The sequence below is a fragment of the Methanothermococcus okinawensis IH1 genome (genome assembly GCF_000179575.2).
Taxonomy (GTDB): Archaea; AGJL01; Methanococci; order Methanococcales; family Methanococcaceae; genus Methanofervidicoccus; species Methanofervidicoccus okinawensis.
This window is the reverse complement of sequence record NC_015636.1, coordinates 129,099-148,631: the sequence shown is the minus strand read 5'-3', so window position 1 is coordinate 148,631 and position 19,533 is coordinate 129,099. Positions and strand designations below refer to the sequence as shown.

The window sequence follows — 19,533 nt, the reverse complement described above, 5'->3', positions numbered from 1 at the left end:
ATATTATATTTTTTAATTATTTTAATTTTTTTAATTATCTTTTATTTATTTATTTCTAATATTTCATTTCTTTAATGATTTCTATAAATTTACTTAATACTTTTTCTCTTAATCCTTCAACAAACTTTAAACTTCCAGCGCACTCGTGACCTCCCCCATCTAAGGAAGCCTCTGGAATCTCTTTTATAAGCTGCTCTATTATAATATTTAGGTTGAAATTAAATCTTTCGCTAACTGCATCAGTTGCCCTAACAACACCAAAATCCGGACCATAAGCTATTGTTATTATTGGTGTTTCTTCCCCATATTTTTGAACTATGGAATCATGGGCAAAGCCACATGTTTTTCCGGGTGCTGGAAATGTAAATTTATGGGCATATTTTTCTACATCCAATGTATTTAGTATTATTCCATTATCAAGTTTTTCGGTTTTTATGGCAGGAATTACGGCTTTCATTTGCCTATCTACCATTTGCATTGCCCTATTGTATAATATATCAATTAGTTTTTCATGCCTATGAAATTCCTTTTTATTTATTCCAAGTATATCCTCTACAATACCCCTTCCATTCATAAACCTTAAATAAAATGCCTCAAAATCCATGCATAATCCAATTTTATCTAAATCCTCTCTTGTATATTCTTTTCCACTACCGTATTTTTTACTACATTCTGTTAAATCTTCCAATGCTATTTTTATATAATCTTCTACTTCTTTTCCTTTTGCATGGTCTCCAACCACAGCTATACCTGGAAGATGCTTTATTTCATCAGTAATATCTTTATTTATCATCCTTGCAACTTCTGTTGCTAAAACCCCTGCGGTTAAATTACTATCACCACCAACAAGGTATGGATTTACATGAGCTCTTACATATTCATCCACTTCCACTTTACCATCTACCACCTCTCCTGGATAGTGGTGATCTACAACAACAACATCTACATCGTAAGCCTCAGCCTGAGATATTGCAGGTATATCCTCATTGGTGCTTCCATTATCCGTTAATACAACCAATGGCATCTTTTGACCAAACCTTAATTTATCCTCCAATGAAAATACTAAATCTTTTGTAATATCTTCCAATTCATAAAATGGTGCCTTAGATGGACTTCTCCTAAAATAATGCCATTGTGCATCATTATCTATTGAAAATTCGTTTAATATGGGTAGTATGGCTTTTTCAAGTGCTATACCTGCACAGTAACCGTCGGTATCTGCATGATGCCTTATAATTACAGGTTTGCCATCTAATATTGCCCTTCTTATCCTTTTTGCCACATCAGTCATTTTAGGTCTCAATTTTTCAAGTATTGGACTATCCACAAGGAATTCTATATCACTATATGGTTCTGATTTTTTATCCAATTCTCTTTCTATCTTTTCTTTTACTATGTCTGCCTCTTCCCCTTCCAGTTTTACTAATTTTATTCGTTCAATTTGAAGTTTTCCATCTCTTATGGAAACAGTTCCTACCACATCTACAATATCCCCTACCATTATTTCAGGGTGAGTTCTTAAACCTGCAACTTCAAATGCTGCTATCCATGCCGTATCTGTTCCATCGGTAATGGTAAATATTGTTGGACCTGGCGTTTGAGTGATTTGAATAATTTCCCCTTGAATATGGACCACTTCATCCCTCATTTCAAGTATGCCTTTATCGGTGATTTCCTTTATTGTTGTTAATGGGATGCTCTTTTCAAGTTTTTCAATTTTATAGTTTGCAATTGGAATATATCTAAAATCCACTTCCCTCTTTTGTGGTTTTAATTCAGATACCTGCACGACAACTTCATCCCCTATCTTAAAGTCCCCTAATCTTTTTCCTACCATTTCACGAGCTCTCAACAATCCTCTTGTTTGCTCGTTTAATGAAATAAAAACACCGTATTTCTCAGTTCTTGATACTTTACCTTTGTAAAATTTACCTTCTTCCAAATCATTCATTCCACATAGATTATCCAATATATAGACTGTTTTCAAGTTTTTCTTTTTTTCTTCCTCCTCTTTTCTACATTTATCGCACAATGTTTTGTCCTTATCCTGTGGATATTTTCCAATATATTTTCCGCATTTATCGCATTTTACGATTTTTCCGCTTCCTCCACAATAATCACAGGTATCATATTCTGGAATCTTTCCTGTTCCTTTGCAGTTTGGGCACGGCACTTCTGCAACATCCAAATCGTATTTGGATTTTTTAGGAGCTCCTTTAAACTGAGATTTTGTATTGAATTCTTCAATATATCCTGTTCCCTCACATTCAGGACATGGTTTATAGCCAACAATTTTTTTTCCTGTTCCTTTACAAATTGGACATTTATCTATCATAATACACCACTTTAAGTTTAGTTAAATTTAATTTAATAAAAATAGTAAAATAATAAAATAAATAATATAAATATAAAAATAAAATATATAAAAATTATAGAATAAATTCATTTTATTTATTTTATAAATTTATTTTTTACCAAGGTCTATATTATACCTTTAATTATAAAAATTTAATCGTTATTAATCTTAGCAAATAAAAATCAAATAATAAATAAAATCGAGTAATTAAATTAATAATAAAATTATTACATTTAAAATTATTCAATATAGTTATAACCTTTTTCAAAAGCTAATATATTCTTTTTTTCAGTGCCCTTAGGAACTGTATCCAATATTGCTTTTTCCATAGCATCTTTTGAAACAATATTGGTTATTTTTGTAAGAGCTCCGAGCATTACAATATTGGCAACTATCTTTAAACCAACCTCTTTATTGGCAATTTCTGTAAATGGAATTTGATAAATCTTAAAATTATTTATATAATCATTAGGTATAGAAACTAAGTCTTTATCAACAATTACATATCCATTTTCTTTTATATCTCTCCCATATTTGTCAAAGGCAGGTTGGGACATACAAACTAATATGTCTGGTTTTATTACCTTTGGAAAGCTTATTTCCTTATCGGATATTACGACCTCTGATTTACTTGCCCCCCCTCTTGCCTCAGGTCCATAGGATTGGGTTTGAACTGCGTTTTTATTATCGTAAAGTGAAGCCCCCCTTCCTAAAATTACGCCTGATAAAATTATCCCTTGACCTCCAAAACCTGACAACCTAATTTCTTTCCTCATAATTCCACCTATTAAATTAATTATTATTTTATTTTATTATTTATTTTGTTATTCCATTATATCCTGTAATTTTCAGTTATTTATTTTAGTATTTTAATTAGTTTTATCCAATAACAACCGTTTAACAGTGTTGTTATATAATTATTATTTTTGCAGCATATTTATTTGCTCTATAAATTCAGGTTTTTCGATATCTAAAAACTCTCCCACAATAATTTTATCCTTTAATTCTTCATCTGAAAGATTTTCAGTTTCAACTTTTTTTATAGTTATTGAATTTTCCTTAAAGAATTTAATCATTTCAGCAGGATTTCTCGAAACATTAAATCTTCCATAGTATGTTGGACATTGCGATATTGCCTCAATAAATGAAAATCCTTTTTTTTCTATTCCTTTTTTTATAGCATTTGATAACTGAATAGGGTGTGCCGTTGTCCATCTTTCTACATGGGTGGCACCCGCAGCAATGGCCAATTTACATAAATCCATAGGGTTTTCTGCATTTCCATAAGGTGCAGTGGTGGCTTTTTTCTCATGCGGTGTAGTTGGTGAATACTGACCTCCTGTCATTCCATATATGTTGTTATTTACACATATCACCGTTATATCCAAATTTCTCCTACAACCGTGGATAAAGTGATTTCCACCAATAGCCGATAAATCACCATCTCCTGTAAATACAACGACTTTTTTATCATTTCTAGCAACCTTTACCCCTGTTGCAAATGCTATTGGTCTCCCGTGTGTTGTATGTAATGAATCACAGTTTAAATATCCTGCAAGCCTTGATGAACATCCAATTCCAGATATTGCTATATAGTCTTCGGAGCTCATATTCAATTTTTCAAGGGCATTTATAAAACAGTTCAATACAATACCATTTCCACAACCTGGACAAAATATGTGTGGGAGTCTGTCCTCTCTCATATATTTTATTGCTGGATGCATATTATCACCAAATATAAAATTATATAATTATCTTATGGTTATTTTTATGTATCATTAATTTTTTTATTTTTCATTATTTTTTTATAATTATTTTAGTGTTTTATTAATTTTTTTATTTTTCTTTCTGTTTATTTTCTATTAGTTTCTATTTATTATTTTTTTAATTTAAGTTTTTCATAACTGCTGCATGGGTGAGCTCGAAAACTGCACCTCCTAAATCATTTCCAATATCTTGCAATTCTAAACCATCTATTTCAATATATCTATCTTCAATAGATATAACAACAGGTAAAAATTTATAAGCCATCTCTACAATATCGAAAGGTTTGCAAAATATTTCCACAGCTATTAATCCATAAAAATTCACATTTTTATAATTTCCCTCTTTTTCCAAAGGTTTTGTAATAACCTTATTTACCACTATATTATCCCCAAATGATAGTAATACCTTTTTAATTACCTCATCCTCGGAGCTCCCAAACCCTTCAAAAACAGCCTTTACTTTTATAAGTCCTTCCTCCTGTAATGCAAATATGTCATCCTCATCGTAAATGCCGTTTTTATATTCCTCAACATTAATATTATCTTCTTCTTTTATATGGACATTGAACATTATATTATATTTTTCATAAAATCTTTTAAAAAACTCAATTATATGGGCAACAGTCTCTCCAAATTCCTTTGAACTAATTTTTAATTTTGATGGACTAACTATATCCAAATCAGCACCATAATTTAAACAAAAATCCACATATTCCAAAAAAGAGTTAAATGTTATTTTCAATTCTCCAACTTTTATATATAATATTCCCTCTTTTCCATCCTCTTCTTCATAATCTACGGACAATATTTCGGCATTATATTTATTTTTTATTTCATTTAGTAATTTTTCAAATTCATTATTTACAATATCTTTGTTATTTCCTTTAACTTCTTGATAGGATATAATCTCTATCATATTTTCACCCAAAATAGAAAAATTATTAATTACTAAGTATCGAGATAAATAAATAATATATAATATATAGTATATAATAAATAGTAATAAGTAATAATAAATAATAATAAAAATTTTAAAAATATTTTATTTTGTTAAGGAATATCGCCCAATTACAAAATCCCTATCAAGTGATGATAAAAAACTTCCTAATTTAGGACCATATTTTTTACCAAGAAGTATTTTATACGATGCTAAAAATGCCTCTTTTGGATTTAATTCCATTTCCTTTGCACTGTTATATATTAACTCGTGTATGGATAATGCATCGAATTCAATTTCTCTCAATTTCTCTCCAAAGGTTTTTATCCATTCTTTCTGTTTTTCATTTAATTCATTATTGTATATTTCCTTTGCTTTTTCTAAATCTATTATTTTTAATACTTCACCATAATTTAAAGCCCAATTCCTAGCCATATATAATCTTGTTTTCAATCGTTCGAAATCACTTTCTTTTATTGAATCAATGGATTCGTAGTTATTTCTTTTAAGGATTTCAAGCACTTTATCCATATTAATTTCTCCTTTTTCAGCATCGTAGGCTATCTGAGATATTATAACGCAGAATCTATACGGTATCTGCAAAGGCAACTCATCAGGTATCTTTGGTGTTGAGAGCTCATACAACCTTATCTTATCCATATCATTTTCATTCAATTCAACGCCTTTTTCTCTTTTTTTCATGAGCTCGAAATATTTTCTTTCCAGTTCTTCGTAGTCATCTACAAGATTAGGAATTGCCTTTAAATCAAAGTCTATATGTTTTGTAGGCTTGCTTCTCAAAAGTAAAAACCTTAAAATTTCAGGATGGCAGATTTTTACCCAGTCTTTAACTGCAAATACCACACCAGATGACGAAGACATTGGAACAGCTTTTTCTCCTATTTTTAACTGAATCCACTCATAAATTATTTTTTCAGGTGCTTGATAATTGTATATTTCTCTGGCAATTTTAACCCCTGTATCGTAGGAACCACCAGATGTTCCATGGTCTTTACCCATAGGTTCTGCTATTACATTGAATATACTCCATCTTGCAGGCCAATCAACTCTCCAAGGAAGTTTTCCCCTACCTTTAAAGGGCTTTACCGTGTTTTTATGTCCGCAGGAACATACATATTCAATAGTTTTATTTTCTCTGTTATAGTTAATTACCTTTGTTGTGCTTAATTTTCCGCATTTTTCACAAACTACATTTAATGGATACCAATCTTCTGGAAGTGGCTCTTTTCTATATCTGTTTAGTATGTCCCTTATTTTATCCCTATTTTCCAATGCTAATATTATCTTTTCATCGTAAAGTCCTTTTTTATAGTTTTCATCAGACTTGTATAATGTTAAATTAATACCCAAATCCTCTAAACTATCCACAAATGGTTTTAAAAAATGCTCTGCATAACTTTTACAGCATTCCTCAGGACATGGTATTTCACTCAATGGCATACCCACATACTTTTCATATCCCGCAGGCAAAAAAGGATAAACCTTTCTGAGTGGGTCGTAGGTATCGGCAATAAATATGAGCTCAGCCTCTACACCATTATTTATTAGTCCTTTATAAAGTGCATCTGCTGTAAGTGTTTCTCTTGCATTTCCTACATGTATATGCCCTGATGGAGTAATACCACTTGCAACAAGATATTTTTTAGGATTTTGTTTCTCTCTTTTTTTTATTATTTTTTTAGCCATAGCGTCAGCCCAATGCAAATAATCGCCTCCATATATATTTTCTTTATTTTTTATTATTATATTTGTATTCTTTATCATCTTATTTTATTATGTTATTTTTATCATATTATATTTAGTTTATTTAAATAGATATATAATGCATATATACTTTGTTAAATTTATCGTAAATTATAAATATTATAAAAACTCTCTTAATTCAAAACCTATTTAATGATATTGTATAATATCATAAAAAGTAAATTTATTAAAGAATCTAAGAAGTATAGTAACCTACTAACCCTTTTTAAGGTTATTTAAACCATTGATATAATGAAATAAAATATTTTTGATGATAATATGTGCAAATATAAATCACCATCATTAACTGTTGATGGCATAGTTCAGATTGACGATAAAATACTATTGATAAAAAGAAAAAATCCACCTTTTAAAGATTTTTGGGCATTTCCAGGAGGCTTTGTAGAGTATGGGGAGACCACAGAAAATGCTGTTATAAGGGAAGTTCAGGAAGAAACAAGTTTAAAAACTCGAATAAAACACCTTCTTGGAGTTTATTCAGACCCAAATAGAGACCCGAGGGGCCATACAGTTTCTGTTGTTTATGTGTTGGAACCTATTGAAGGAACTATCAAAGGAGCTGACGATGCCAAAGAGGCTAAATTATTTAAAATCGAAGAGGTTAAAAATTTAAATTTGGCATTTGACCATAAAAAAATATTTGAAGATTATTTAAATTACCTAAAATTAAAATGAAAAATAAACGCTAAATTTTGATAAAAACCCTTAAACCTTTAATTTTTAATGAAAATATAAATTTAAATATATTAAGGTGATAATATGGTAATATTCCACCCGCAACCTTTAAAAAAGGTTGCATCAATCAGATAAAATTCCTTCGGAATTTTATTACTCGAAATCAAAGATTTCGAAAGTCCAAAACTCACTTCGTTCGTTTTGGAGCCTTTATTTTTGATAAAAATATATTAAATACATCAAGGTGATAATATGGTAAAATTCTGTCCAAAATGTAAAAATATAATGCTTCCAAAAGATGGAAAACTGGTATGCACAGTATGTGGTTATGAAGAGGATTTAGAACAGACTGATGAATCATACGAATTAAAAGAAAAAATAGAATCAAATAAACAAGAAATTGTGGTAATTGAAGATGTGAATACCTTGCCAACTACAAGGATAGAATGTCCAAAATGTGGAAACATGGAAGCTTACTGGTGGTTGCAGCAAACAAGATGTGCTGATGAACCTGAAACAAGGTTTTATAAATGCACAAAATGTGGCTATACATGGAGAGAATACGACTAATTAATTTTATTTTTAAATCTTTTTTAAATTTATTCCCTCTACTAATATTCTGCCCGCCCTACTCTTTTTGCTTTCTTTTTCAGTAAAAACTCTTAGTTTTCCGGCTCTGCAAAAATGCTGAACCCTCAATCCAATATTTATTAAAGTTTTTTTATCGTATTTTTTTCCGATATATTCTTTCAATGTATCGGAGCTCGAACCACACGGAGCTTCCCTTATTACATCTATATATTTTATTATATCATTATCATCAAGATATACCTCAACAATAGGTTTTCCAAAATATTTTAGAAACTCTCTCAACTGGGGATATTTTTCAATTTTATCTTTTAAAATATGTTCATCCAAATTGCACATCAAATCTGGACAAATTACATTTCCAAAACTTTCAAGCTGTTTTTTAAATCCTTCTCCCTTCCATGCTCCCACGATTACGAAGATATTCTTTTTCTCTTTTTTGTTGATATTGCTTATCTCGTTTATAAGAGTATATGTTAAATCTGGATTTATGGTATATGTGATTATTATATCATATTTTTTCATCTCATCCAACTGAGCTCTGTCAATTTCAATATCTTCAAAATCTCCGGTATAATTTATCTTTAAAAAATTGCAATTAAACTTTTCTCCAATGACTTTTGTAGCTCTGTCTCCATATTTTCCCTCTGAGACAATGGCAATATTTATACATATACCTCGTTTGTCCATAATTACACCGTGAATGTTAATACGATATATATCGAATATGTGATTAATGAAACTATAATTTTTATATAATATATTTAGATATACAAATATATATGTCTAAAATAAAAAGTAGCCCGGTGCGGATTCGAACCGCAGTCCCCAGGTCCAAAGCCTAGGATGATTGGCCACTACACTACCGGGCTAATTCCAAATCAGAGCAAACTCTAATAATGTTGTTCCCATATATATACTTTTCTATAATTATTATTTGTAAATATGTTGATATATAAATAAAAATAAACTAAAAATAAAATAAAAAAATTTACCAATTATTATACTTTTTATGCATTTTTGGCTTTCCAATCATTCAATATCTTTTCCCAATTCTTCTTTAAAAACTCCCCTACTTGCGAAGAATCTCTTGTTCCAATTACACAAGTCCATCCTGTTTTTTCTTCAATATCTCCTCTTGCAGGGGCTGCTAATCCAGGTAGTATAATTATCCTATGATTTACTTTTTCCTCAATCTTAGTTTCTTCGATTAGGTTTTTAGCATTTTCACCGCAGTATTGACCACCAGCAACTGAAACATCCACGGCTTTACCTTCGGTATCAAGCACCAATAACCAGCATTTAACATTGTCTTTTTCAAAATCTCCTGTTACAGTATAGAATGTCAATGAGAAGTTCGTAGTCATAATTACAGGACTGTTTTCATCAGGATTTCCTATTGGATATAAGCCAGGTTCAACTGCCTGAGGTTTCCTTGGGTCTGTGAATATAGCCTGTCTAAGAGTTAATATAGGCATCAATTCCCATACCTCTGTTCCATGTAGAATCATTGCATCGGCATACCTATTTAACAGTGCATTTGCAGTTCTAGCCTCAATAATCCCTGCTGCTTTATCAGACTCTTCTATAAACTTACTTAGGGTATTATTTCCATTTAGCACATAGAAATAACTGTTTATAGGAAGCCCCAATAATGGATAGCCCAATAATTTATCCTCTCGTTCTATTGCACTTCTTCTTATCATTACAAACTTATCAAGTGTTTCTGCAATGTTTTCAGGTGTTGTATGGGGGTCTAAAACCAAATCTTCAATACCATATTTAACGCATTCCTTAGTCATACCCTTTAATGTTTTTATATCATCTGAGGATAAAACTAATGCAAATTTCTTTCCAGATTCTTTTTTTTGTATTAGTATTTTTAGGAGCTCTGCAAAATTATCCTTTGTAGCGGCATATATCATAGTTTTTGATTTAACAACATCCAAAGCCTTTTCAATATTATCTGGATTAAGAGAACACAATGCAATAGGCAATTTTGTAGCTTCTTGAACAATTTCAATAGCTTTTTTAAATTTTTCGGGGTCATTGGATGCGTTTCTTATGGCAACAAAATCCAATTTTAATTTTTCCCCAGTTCTTTCAAATACAAAATCCTCAACATATTTTGCCCTATTTTTTATTTCCTCATCGGATAAATTATCGGATATATCTATACCAAGAGGAGTTTGGTTGAAGAATGAGAGCTCATATCTATACATTACCTCGTCTCCACCCATGACGCATTTTTTATCTGGATAACCAAACCAAACTTCTTTCACAGGTGGGGATAACATCTCTATAAGTTTCTTTTTATTTTTTTCAAATTTTGGTGTGTTCATTATAGGGCATTGCTCAACCATTGCTTTTTTATTTTGCAATTTTGTTGCAAAAGCCATACAGGAAGATTCACCACATTTTTTACAGTTTGTTTTTGGAAGAAGTTTGTAAATATCCATAGCACTTACTTTTGCCATTATCATCACCAATATTCCATATTTTAAAAATATATGATAAATGAATAATTAATAAATATTAATTAATAAATTAAATAATAAGTAAGTAAATGTGATTTAGGAGTAAAATAAATGATAATAATTAATACATATTGATTAATGAATATTTTAAGTATAAATTAATTATGCCTTTATCCATTCGTAATTGTCGGTATTTATTTTTATTTCCCCAGGTTTTGTTGTTAGTGTTTTACCAAGTTCTTTTAATGCTGTAATGGATACAGGATGAAGCATCATGAATATATCTACACCACTTAAAAGCATGGTTAAACCTGTTGTAATTTCCCATAATGGAAGTCTATATGCTCTATCTCCCCATTTAGGGTTTTTCATCCATGCTTCTCTTGCCCCAATAGCATTTGTTGTTCCTGATGACATCGGCATATTTACGAGCTCATCCCCTTTTAACCCTGATATTCTTAACCTTGTCATGGCATTTATAGAGAATTCAGAACCATATCCTAATGAACAGGTTGTTGGGTCCATTACAATCCTGTCTCCATCAAGTCCATGAGATATTAACCTTCTGTTTAAGTCCTTAGCCATATTTGGGTCCATAATAGTCCATGATAACACATTGTGGTCGTATTTCATAGCAGCATCTGCAACCTTTTTATAATCCAAATCAAGGTTTGCCGATGCAAGTAAGCATCTTTCTCCCTCTGCAACCTCTGCACAAGCTTCCAACACAAGAGGGTCTTTTTTAGGGTCTCCACTACCACCAATAACAAATGGAACATCTACTGCCTGTAATAATTCTTCCATTAATTTAGCTGCATCTTTTACAGGAGTATCTTTAATTTTTGGGTCTGTTGATATGTGGTGTATTGTAATCATATCTGCTCCAAATTCTTTTACACATTTTTTAGCCCATTCAGCAGGGTCTTGCATAACATCCTCGAAATACTGCCTAACATTTTTTGGAAGTCCCGGCATAGGCATATCGAATATATCAAAGGTTACCACAGGTGCGTTTGGTTGTGGTTCTTCAAATCTATATAATGCTTTTTGACCACCAATTTTTACAACTTTACCTCTTCCTCCTTCGGATTTTGGTTTTCCAAATTGAACTTCCCTTATATGTCCTTTATATTTATTTATTGGTATTTCCCAATCTATCTCTGGAATTTCTATTTTTAATTCTTTGCTTATTCCAGTTTCTACAAGTGTTTCTTTTAATGCAGGTGTTTGTGGTATTACTAATGGTGGTGCCGAAGGTATATTTATTACAAGTTCATCTGCTGTAACTTCAATATTATCTATTTCTATTCTACCTACTTTTTCCACTATTTTTATTAGTGCATCAAGGTCCATAGAATCACCAAAAAATCTATCATTATAAATCATTACAAATTAATATGTTATCTAAAAAAAGTTATATATAAATCTTTTGAATAAAATTCTATCGCAACTCTTTAAAATGGATATCGAAGGTTAATTAAAGGTATATTTCACAATTATAAAAAATTTTTTAAATATTGTAAATAAATTATAGAAAAAGATATATATTAGAAATTATAATGGTTAAAAGGAATTGTGAAATATTATAATTTAAAAACCTATGGTGTAATTTTTTATGTTTTGAATATATTAATCTTATTAGATATATAACTGAAATGCTAATAAGAAGAGTATTACATCAATATAATAATACATCGTGGCGCGGGGTGCTGTGTCTGGTGACACAGGGCGGACTTCAGATCCGTCAAGTTCGTTTGAACTCGGGGTTCGATTCCCCCCCCAGCGCCGTTTTTTTTATATGGTTCTTTACATTTATATATAATTATATAAACAATTATATACAGATAATTTTACAGGTCATATTTTTTATTTTGATTACTTCATCGATGCCTTTATTATTTACTGTTTATATATTATTATCCATATATTTATTCTTTATATATTATTTAGGCATTAATTTATATTTAATTTTATTTAGTTTAGTTAAAGTTTATTATTCATTACATTTATCTTATTACTATAGGGGAGATTATGAAGAGAATATACTCCAAAGTAGGAAATTTATCTGATTTTAAACAGGCTGTCTCTTTTTTGCAGGACTTTACAGGGTTTATAAAAATAGATAATGCCATGCTGTTTTACAGTAATTCAAAATTAATACTCTCGATTTTGGATGGAAAGAAATCTAACTTAAAAACAATATTAAAAAATCTACCTGATTTGTTTTTGATAGAAATATATAAATGTTCAAATGAAGAGGTTAAAAGAATTATAGATGATGAGTTAAATAACAATAAACTTACATCTCCAATATTCAAATCACGAGAAAATATATGTAATTCAATCTCTTCTTATGTAAAACCAGATATAAACACGGAAAATGGTATTTTAGTAAATCAATACAACAATATATATAATTATATAGGAATGGGTTTATATGAAGTAATTTTAATACCAAAAAAATATAAATCTGACAAAGGAACATTGATATTCAAAAACTGCGACGAAATTTTTGCATTATATGAGTCTAAAAATAAAAAACTTGAAGGAAAAAAAGCTCTTGGAAAAATAAAAACCATCTTTGCGGTTAGCGAAGTTACCGCATTTATCAATAAAATATCTCTCAATAAATTTAATAATTATGTAGAAACTCATCCCCGAGCTCCTTTGAAAACCTCTTTATCATTTGATGAATTGATTAAAAAAATAAAAGAAAAGGGATTTAAAACGGTTAAGAACGATTCTTTAATAAACATTTTAACAGAAGAGCCTTCATTGATAGAAATTGATAAAAATATGTATATTGTATCTAATGAAAAAAAACCTATTTATGCCTTTTTTGAAGATTACACAGGTGATAAAGCCTACCGTTATATTAAAAATTTCTGTATATTTAACAATTTTGAAATTAAAATATATCCTCTTGATAATGAAGAGTTTAAATTATTTAGAGAATTTCGGGAGAATAAAATAAAAGGATAAGACGCTAATAGAAATAAAAAGGATAATATAAAAATAATAATAGAAATAATAGAAAATAAGAAATAAAAAAAGATTATTCTATATGAAATTTCTTTTTTACATAGTATTTACTGTATAGAACTCCTGCGGGATTATGTGCTAAAACCCTATCCTTGACTAAAAATGTTGTTGTAGGAGCTCTTGAATATTTCTGAAATAACATATCATGACCGATACATAAACCTATCATAATATTTAAATCTGTATTTTTTTCATTTAAAATCATTGCCTGAGCTATTGGATTACACATGGATTCTCTATTGTTTGGATTTATTTTTGTTAAGCCTAAATCATCTTTGCTAATCCCGCAGACTTTGCAACATACGGAATAGGTTTTAAAATATTTAGATAAGATTTTATCCAAAGTTTTTGCTTCATTCTCCACTCCAATACAAAAAGCTATTCCAATCTTTTTATATTCCATCAATTTACAAAATTCTATAATCTCTTCCAATCGTGTTTTTTTCATATAGTATGTTCCTTCGATGTAGGATGAAGTTTTTGCTATCTTTAAATTTTCATCATTTTCATACTCTTTCATTGCCTTTTCACTAATTTCTTTATAACAATTCTTTCCTTTTGCACAGGATTTTTCATTGCATTTTGCACATTGCATTATTTTACCTTCGATATATTTTTTTAAAAATTTAAAGTAATATAATGTAATATTAAAATAATAGAGTAATAAAATAATATTAGAGTAATAAAGTAATATATGATAATTACGATAATTACAGCAAATAATTAGGCACAATATCTTTTGATAGCAAATCTGCATAGGTTTCTCTTTCTCTAATAATATATACACCTTTTTCTGATGTTAAAATCATTCTAGGTCTGCCCCTTGCATTGTAATTGTTTGCCATGCTTATACCGTATGCCCCAACATCCAATATGGCGACTATATCATTTACTTCTATTTTTGGGAGCTCCCTATCTTTTCCAAATACATCTGAGCTCTCACATAATCCACCGGCAATATTCACAACTTCTTTCTTATTTTCATTTCTTATGATACATGGTGTTATCTCATGGTAGGCGTCATACATTGCAGGTCTCATCATGTCATTCATACCAGCATCAACCATTATCCATTTTGCAACAGGTGTTTCTTTAATATGATGCACTTTTCCAAGTAATACCCCTGCTGTTGCTACCAGGCTTCTTCCAGGTTCAAGTATTAAATTTGGGAGCTCGATTTTATCCTTATATTCCATCATTGTATTTATTATAGCATTTGCCAAATCCTTTTGAGTTGGAATTTCTGTATTTTTGTCATAAGGAATGCCCAATCCACCACCTAAATTAACATCTTTTATTTTAATGCCTTCTTTTTTCAATTCAACGACAAAATCCATAACTTTTCTTGTCTCTTCAATAAATGGAGTAATATCCGTTAATTGAGAACCTATATGACAGTGCACCCCTACAATATTTACATTTTCCATATCTTTTGCCATTTTAATGGCTTTCATTGCAATTCCAGATTCGACATCAAGTCCAAATTTGTTCTTTTTCAATCCTGTTGAAATTTTTGGATGGGTTTTTGGATTTACATTAGGGTTTATTCTAAATGCAACATTTGCCACTTTTCCCATTTCTTTTGCAGTTTCATTTATTAATATCAATTCGCTTATGCTATCTACATTGAATGACCTTATATTTGCTTCAATACCCATTATTATTTCGTCTTTTGTTTTGCAGTTTCCATTGAATACAATTTTTTCTGATGGAACATTTGAAAGCTTTGCGGTGTAGAGCTCACCTCCACTTACAACATCTGCACCACATCCCAATTTTGATAACAATCTTGTAATTGCCAAGTTTGAGTTTGCCTTGTATGCATAACCTACAATAAATTCTTTGCCTGTTTTTTCGGTATATTCTTTAAATGCTTCAACATATCTTGTAAAGTTTTTAACAATCTGACTTTCACTCATTACATAAAGTGGCGTTCCATACTCTTTTGCGAGCTCTGTTGCATTGTATCCATCTATCTTTAAAATACCATCTTCAACAGTTATCATTTCATTTCCAAGAAATTTCATGTTTTCACCGTTTTTATCGGAATTTATTATTATTTGCTTATTACTAATTTTTATCTTTTTTTATCTTATTTTTATTTTTATTATTTTATTCTATTTTAAATTAATTTTATATATTCTTTATAACCAGGTTTTATTTATTTTTATATTTTTTATATTTTAGTTTCTTATTAATACATTTATTTTTTTAATTTATTTAGCGTTTATTGAATTAAAAAATTATATATATTTCATGTAAGAAGTTATAAAAAGATATTATAACAAGAATTTAGTTTATAATAATATAAGGGAAAATTATGCTAAAAGATAAAATCGTAGAAAAAAGAAAAATGGAAGTTATAGGTTTGGAGATACCAATAATCTCAGGAGATGAAAAGTTAGGTCTAAATTATCTCGCGGATTTAATTTCAAAATATCCAATAGAGGATAAAGATATAATAGTTATAGCGGAAACTGTTATATCAAAACTTGAAGGAAATATATTAAAAAAAGAGAACATAACACCATCCAAAGAGGCTATTGAACTTGCTAAAAGACTGGATAAATCTCCAGAGGTTGTGCAGGTTATACTTGATGAATCAAATGAAATAGTTAAAGTTGGTGAAAAATTTATTATCACTGAAACAAAACATGGTTTCGTATGTGCAAACAGCGGAGTTGATGAGAGTAATTCCCTTAATGCTATAAAACCCCTTCCAAAAGACCCAGATAAAAGTGCATCGGAGCTCCGAAAAATGATTGAAGAAAAAACGGGAAAAAAGATTGGAGTAATAATAAACGACAGTATGGGAAGACCATTTAGAAAAGGTTCTTGTGGTGTGGCAATAGGCGTAAGCGGGATATGTACATTGTGGGATAGGAGAGGAGAGGAAGATTTATTTGGAAGACCCCTTCATACAACAGAAGTAGGCATAGCAGATGAGCTCGCAGCTACTGCATCTGTTGTAATGGGACAGTCAAACGAAGGAATACCTCTTGTAATTATAAGAAATGCACCAGTTCCATTTGTTGAAGGAAATGGGAAGGATTTAATTAGAAAAAAGGAGGAAGATATATTTAGACAGTAAATTTAAAAAATTAGTAATGCAAATAACTAAAATAAAATATATATAATATAACACATATAACATATAAATAATAAAATTTATATATGTATATCAATAATAAATAAAAATAAATAATCTAAAAATAACTAAAAAATAAAACTAAAAAAATAAAAAATAAAGATAAAACTATATAGCATAAATTTAGTGATGCATCATGTGTTCAATAAATGGAATAATAGTAAAAGATGATGACGACGAGGGTCCGAGTAGTAGCTGTAAAAAAGAAATTTTAAGACATTTAATTAATGAAATGAAGATTTTGAAACATAGAGGACCAGATAGTTCTGGATTAATGTTTGATGATGAAGTTATCTATTTTAATGACTTTAACAACTTAAATATACCATTCGATAAATCCAACAGGTTAGGTATGGGACATAACCGTTTGGCTATTGTGGGTAATGCAAGTCAGCCCATTTCAAATGAGGACGAAAGTATATGGACAATCTGCAATGGAGAAATATACAATTACTATGAGTTAATGGAAGATTTGCAAAATAAACATGATTTTAATACTGATACAGATAGCGAAATCATAATTCATAGTTATGAAGAGGGTATTTTAGATGAGCTCGATGGGGATTATGCTTACTGCCTATACGATAAAAATGAAAATATAATACTATTGAGAAGGGATATTTTTGGAGTGAAACCACTTTTTTATATAGATAGACCTAATTATTTTGCCTTTGCGTCTGAGAAAAAGGCATTATGGTATTTATTAATGGAAATAGATATAATGTCATTTGAAGAGGCATACCATTATCCAATATCTCGTTTAAATCCCAATAGTCAATTAATATACGATTTAGATGAAAATGAATATGAAATTGAAGAAAATATTCAAAAAATCAGGACTGATTATTTTGAAAATAATTATAAAAATATAGATTATGAATCCTGTAAAAAAGAGCTTGAAGATGCATTATGGGATTCCATATCAAAAAGAACAAGAGGCATTGATAAGGTAGGTATTATCTATTCCGGAGGTGTTGATAGCACACTTGTGGCAAAACTGGCGTCAGAATACTGCGATGTAGTGTTATACTCCGTAGGCACAGAAGAGAGTGAAGATATAAAATATGCCGAAAAAGCTGCAAAAGATATGGGCTTGAAGTTTAGAAAAAAAATCATATCTCCCGAAGAATACGAAAAATATCTTTTTAATGTAGCTTATGCCATCGATGAATTGAATTTAATGAAACTTGCAGTGGGTATTCCTATATATGCCGCTTCTGAAATGGCTAAGCAAGATGGAATAAAGGTGGTATTGTCTGGGCAAGGTGCAGATGAGTTATTTGGTGGATACAATAGATATTTAAAGGCACTAAATGAAATGGGAAAAGAAAAACTTAAAAAATTGCTATATAACGATGTAATGAATATCTATAAAGTAAATCTTGAAAGAGATGACCACTGCACAATGGCTAATGGTGTAGAGCTCAGGGTACCATTTTTAGATAGGGATGTAGTTGAAGTAGGTTTATCACTGCCTATCGAATACAAATTAAATGATACTGAAAGAAAAATAATATTAAGAGACATTGCTTCAAACTATATACCTGATTATATAGCCTATCGACCTAAAAAAGCTGCACAGTATGGAAGTGGAAGCGAAAAAATGATATATGCCACTGCAAGAAAATATGGATATTCAAAAAAGAAAATAAATGAATTCTTTAAAAATGTTTTAATGGAAAAAATGGAAAAGCACCATATTTAATTTTTAATTCTATTATTTATCTAATTATTTTATTTTAAGTATCTATTAATTATTTTATTATTATTTATTTTTATTTTTTATTTTAATTTTATTTAAAATTATTATTATTTTTTTAAAGCATTACCATCCTATATTTTGCAATTTACCGTCATAAACAATTACAGCATCTCCCTTCATATAAACTCCATCCTCTTTTATTTCAATTTCCAAATCTCCTCCGTCTAAATGTGCTAAAACCTTATTTCCTGTTTTTCCAAGTTTATGAGCAATAATTACTGAGCTCGTGGTTCCAGTTCCACATGCTGTGGTATATCCTGCTCCTCTTTCCCATGTTAATATTTTTATTTCATTTGGATTTATAACCTCTATAAAATGGACATTTATTCTTTCTGGAAATACTTCATGGTTTTCTATCTCTTTACCTAATGTATTTAGGTTATCTCTCGCAAAATCCATGGTAATATTGTTATCCTCAACAAATATCACAGCGTGGGGATTTCCAACATTTACAACGCTTAATTTAATTTCATCTATTAAATCATTATTCAATTTAATGGCTTCATTTAAAAATTCATCATTTTCTGATTTTCCTTCTACCTTCATAGGTATATCTTTTAATTGAAATGTCGGAGCTCCCATATATACCTTAATCTTTTTTACAATGTCGTTTTCAATATCCATCTCTGAAACTCTTAAACCTCCTTTTGTTTCCACATTTAAAGGATTTTTCTTTAATATTCTCTCATAAACATATTTGGAGAAACATCTTATGCCATTTCCACACATTTCAGCCTCTGAACCATCGCTATTAAATATTCTAAATCTCACATCGTATTTGTCATTGGTTGGTTTTTGAACATATATAACACCATCTGCACCGATGGAAAATCCTCTTTTACATATTTTTCTTGAAAATTCTTCTTTATCTTCTTCTTTTATTTTTATTCCATCAAATTCATTTATTACAATATAGTCATTTCCTAAACCATGCATTTTTGTAAATTCTAAATCCTTAACATTTATATCCATTATATCACCATTTAATTTAATTATT

The 19,533-nt window shown here is 29.7% G+C and carries 16 protein-coding genes and 2 tRNA genes; 6 read left to right on the top strand and 12 right to left on the bottom strand.

Annotated features, from left to right (window positions below; genetic code table 11):
• Window positions 1–55: 55 nt before the first annotated feature.
• From METOK_RS00740 to lysS, 5 genes are all read right to left on the bottom strand, one after another.
• Window positions 56–2,335: a DHH family phosphoesterase gene (locus METOK_RS00740; RefSeq protein ID WP_013866331.1), complete on the bottom strand. Its 2,280-nt coding sequence runs from the start codon at window positions 2,333–2,335 to the stop codon at window positions 56–58.
• Window positions 2,336–2,595: 260 nt separating this feature from the next.
• Window positions 2,596–3,132, bottom strand: a complete 537-nt coding sequence (locus METOK_RS00735; protein ID WP_013866330.1) for a 2-oxoacid:ferredoxin oxidoreductase subunit gamma — start codon at window positions 3,130–3,132, stop codon at window positions 2,596–2,598.
• Between the two features lie 144 nt (window positions 3,133–3,276).
• A complete protein-coding gene (locus tag METOK_RS00730; protein ID WP_013866329.1) occupies window positions 3,277–4,080 on the bottom strand; it encodes a 2-oxoacid:ferredoxin oxidoreductase subunit beta in 804 nt (267 codons plus the stop codon).
• Window positions 4,081–4,240: 160 nt separating this feature from the next.
• On the bottom strand, window positions 4,241–5,038 hold the full coding sequence (locus METOK_RS00725) for a hypothetical protein (RefSeq protein WP_013866328.1): 798 nt from the start codon (window positions 5,036–5,038) through the stop codon (window positions 4,241–4,243).
• A 126-nt stretch (window positions 5,039–5,164) separates the two neighbouring features.
• Complete coding sequence (gene lysS, locus METOK_RS00720) at window positions 5,165–6,784, bottom strand: lysine--tRNA ligase (protein ID WP_048057983.1); 1,620 nt, start codon at window positions 6,782–6,784, stop codon at window positions 5,165–5,167.
• Between the two features lie 318 nt (window positions 6,785–7,102).
• Here lysS and METOK_RS00715 point away from each other — a divergent pair, with 318 nt between their 5' ends.
• Both METOK_RS00715 and METOK_RS00710 read left to right on the top strand, forming a co-directional pair.
• The gene (locus METOK_RS00715; RefSeq protein WP_013866326.1) at window positions 7,103–7,519 is read left to right on the top strand and encodes an NUDIX domain-containing protein; all 417 of its coding nucleotides are present in this window, start codon (window positions 7,103–7,105) and stop codon (window positions 7,517–7,519) included.
• 252 nt (window positions 7,520–7,771) lie between these two features.
• On the top strand, window positions 7,772–8,089 hold the full coding sequence (locus METOK_RS00710; RefSeq protein ID WP_013866325.1) for a transcription factor S: 318 nt from the start codon (window positions 7,772–7,774) through the stop codon (window positions 8,087–8,089).
• 12 nt (window positions 8,090–8,101) lie between these two features.
• On the opposite strand, the gene METOK_RS00705 is transcribed toward METOK_RS00710, so the two are convergent.
• From METOK_RS00705 to cdhD, 4 genes are all read right to left on the bottom strand, one after another.
• Complete coding sequence (locus METOK_RS00705) at window positions 8,102–8,797, bottom strand: DUF166 domain-containing protein (RefSeq protein WP_013866324.1); 696 nt, start codon at window positions 8,795–8,797, stop codon at window positions 8,102–8,104.
• A 109-nt stretch (window positions 8,798–8,906) separates the two neighbouring features.
• Window positions 8,907–8,979, bottom strand: a tRNA-Gln gene (locus tag METOK_RS00700).
• Window positions 8,980–9,117: 138 nt separating this feature from the next.
• Complete coding sequence (gene acsC, locus METOK_RS00695) at window positions 9,118–10,584, bottom strand: acetyl-CoA decarbonylase/synthase complex subunit gamma (protein WP_048057816.1); 1,467 nt, start codon at window positions 10,582–10,584, stop codon at window positions 9,118–9,120.
• A gap of 162 nt (window positions 10,585–10,746) precedes the next feature.
• On the bottom strand, window positions 10,747–11,970 hold the full coding sequence (gene cdhD / locus METOK_RS00690) for a CO dehydrogenase/acetyl-CoA synthase subunit delta (protein ID WP_013866322.1): 1,224 nt from the start codon (window positions 11,968–11,970) through the stop codon (window positions 10,747–10,749).
• 312 nt (window positions 11,971–12,282) lie between these two features.
• Here cdhD and METOK_RS08595 point away from each other — a divergent pair.
• Together METOK_RS08595 and METOK_RS00685 are read left to right on the top strand one after the other, a co-directional pair.
• Window positions 12,283–12,372 (top strand) — tRNA-Sec (locus tag METOK_RS08595).
• A 243-nt stretch (window positions 12,373–12,615) separates the two neighbouring features.
• On the top strand, window positions 12,616–13,566 hold the full coding sequence (locus tag METOK_RS00685) for a hypothetical protein (RefSeq protein ID WP_013866321.1): 951 nt from the start codon (window positions 12,616–12,618) through the stop codon (window positions 13,564–13,566).
• 73 nt (window positions 13,567–13,639) lie between these two features.
• On the opposite strand, the gene METOK_RS00680 is transcribed toward METOK_RS00685, so the two are convergent.
• Window positions 13,640–14,221, bottom strand: a complete 582-nt coding sequence (locus METOK_RS00680) for a DUF1847 domain-containing protein (protein ID WP_013866320.1) — start codon at window positions 14,219–14,221, stop codon at window positions 13,640–13,642.
• A 115-nt stretch (window positions 14,222–14,336) separates the two neighbouring features.
• Window positions 14,337–15,653, bottom strand: coding sequence for a diaminopimelate decarboxylase (gene lysA, locus METOK_RS00675; RefSeq protein ID WP_013866319.1), 1,317 nt, complete (start codon window positions 15,651–15,653; stop codon window positions 14,337–14,339).
• A gap of 293 nt (window positions 15,654–15,946) precedes the next feature.
• Between lysA and METOK_RS00670 the strand changes: the two genes are divergently transcribed.
• Entirely contained in the window at window positions 15,947–16,717 is a 771-nt protein-coding gene (locus tag METOK_RS00670; protein ID WP_013866318.1) for a coenzyme F420-0:L-glutamate ligase, read from the top strand.
• Window positions 16,718–16,910: 193 nt separating this feature from the next.
• The gene (gene asnB, locus METOK_RS00665; protein WP_013866317.1) at window positions 16,911–18,479 is read left to right on the top strand and encodes an asparagine synthase (glutamine-hydrolyzing); all 1,569 of its coding nucleotides are present in this window, start codon (window positions 16,911–16,913) and stop codon (window positions 18,477–18,479) included.
• Window positions 18,480–18,599: 120 nt separating this feature from the next.
• Here the strand turns inward: asnB and dapF are convergent, their stop codons facing one another.
• Entirely contained in the window at window positions 18,600–19,508 is a 909-nt protein-coding gene (gene dapF / locus METOK_RS00660) for a diaminopimelate epimerase (RefSeq protein ID WP_013866316.1), read from the bottom strand.
• Between the last annotated feature and the right edge of the window lie 25 nt (window positions 19,509–19,533).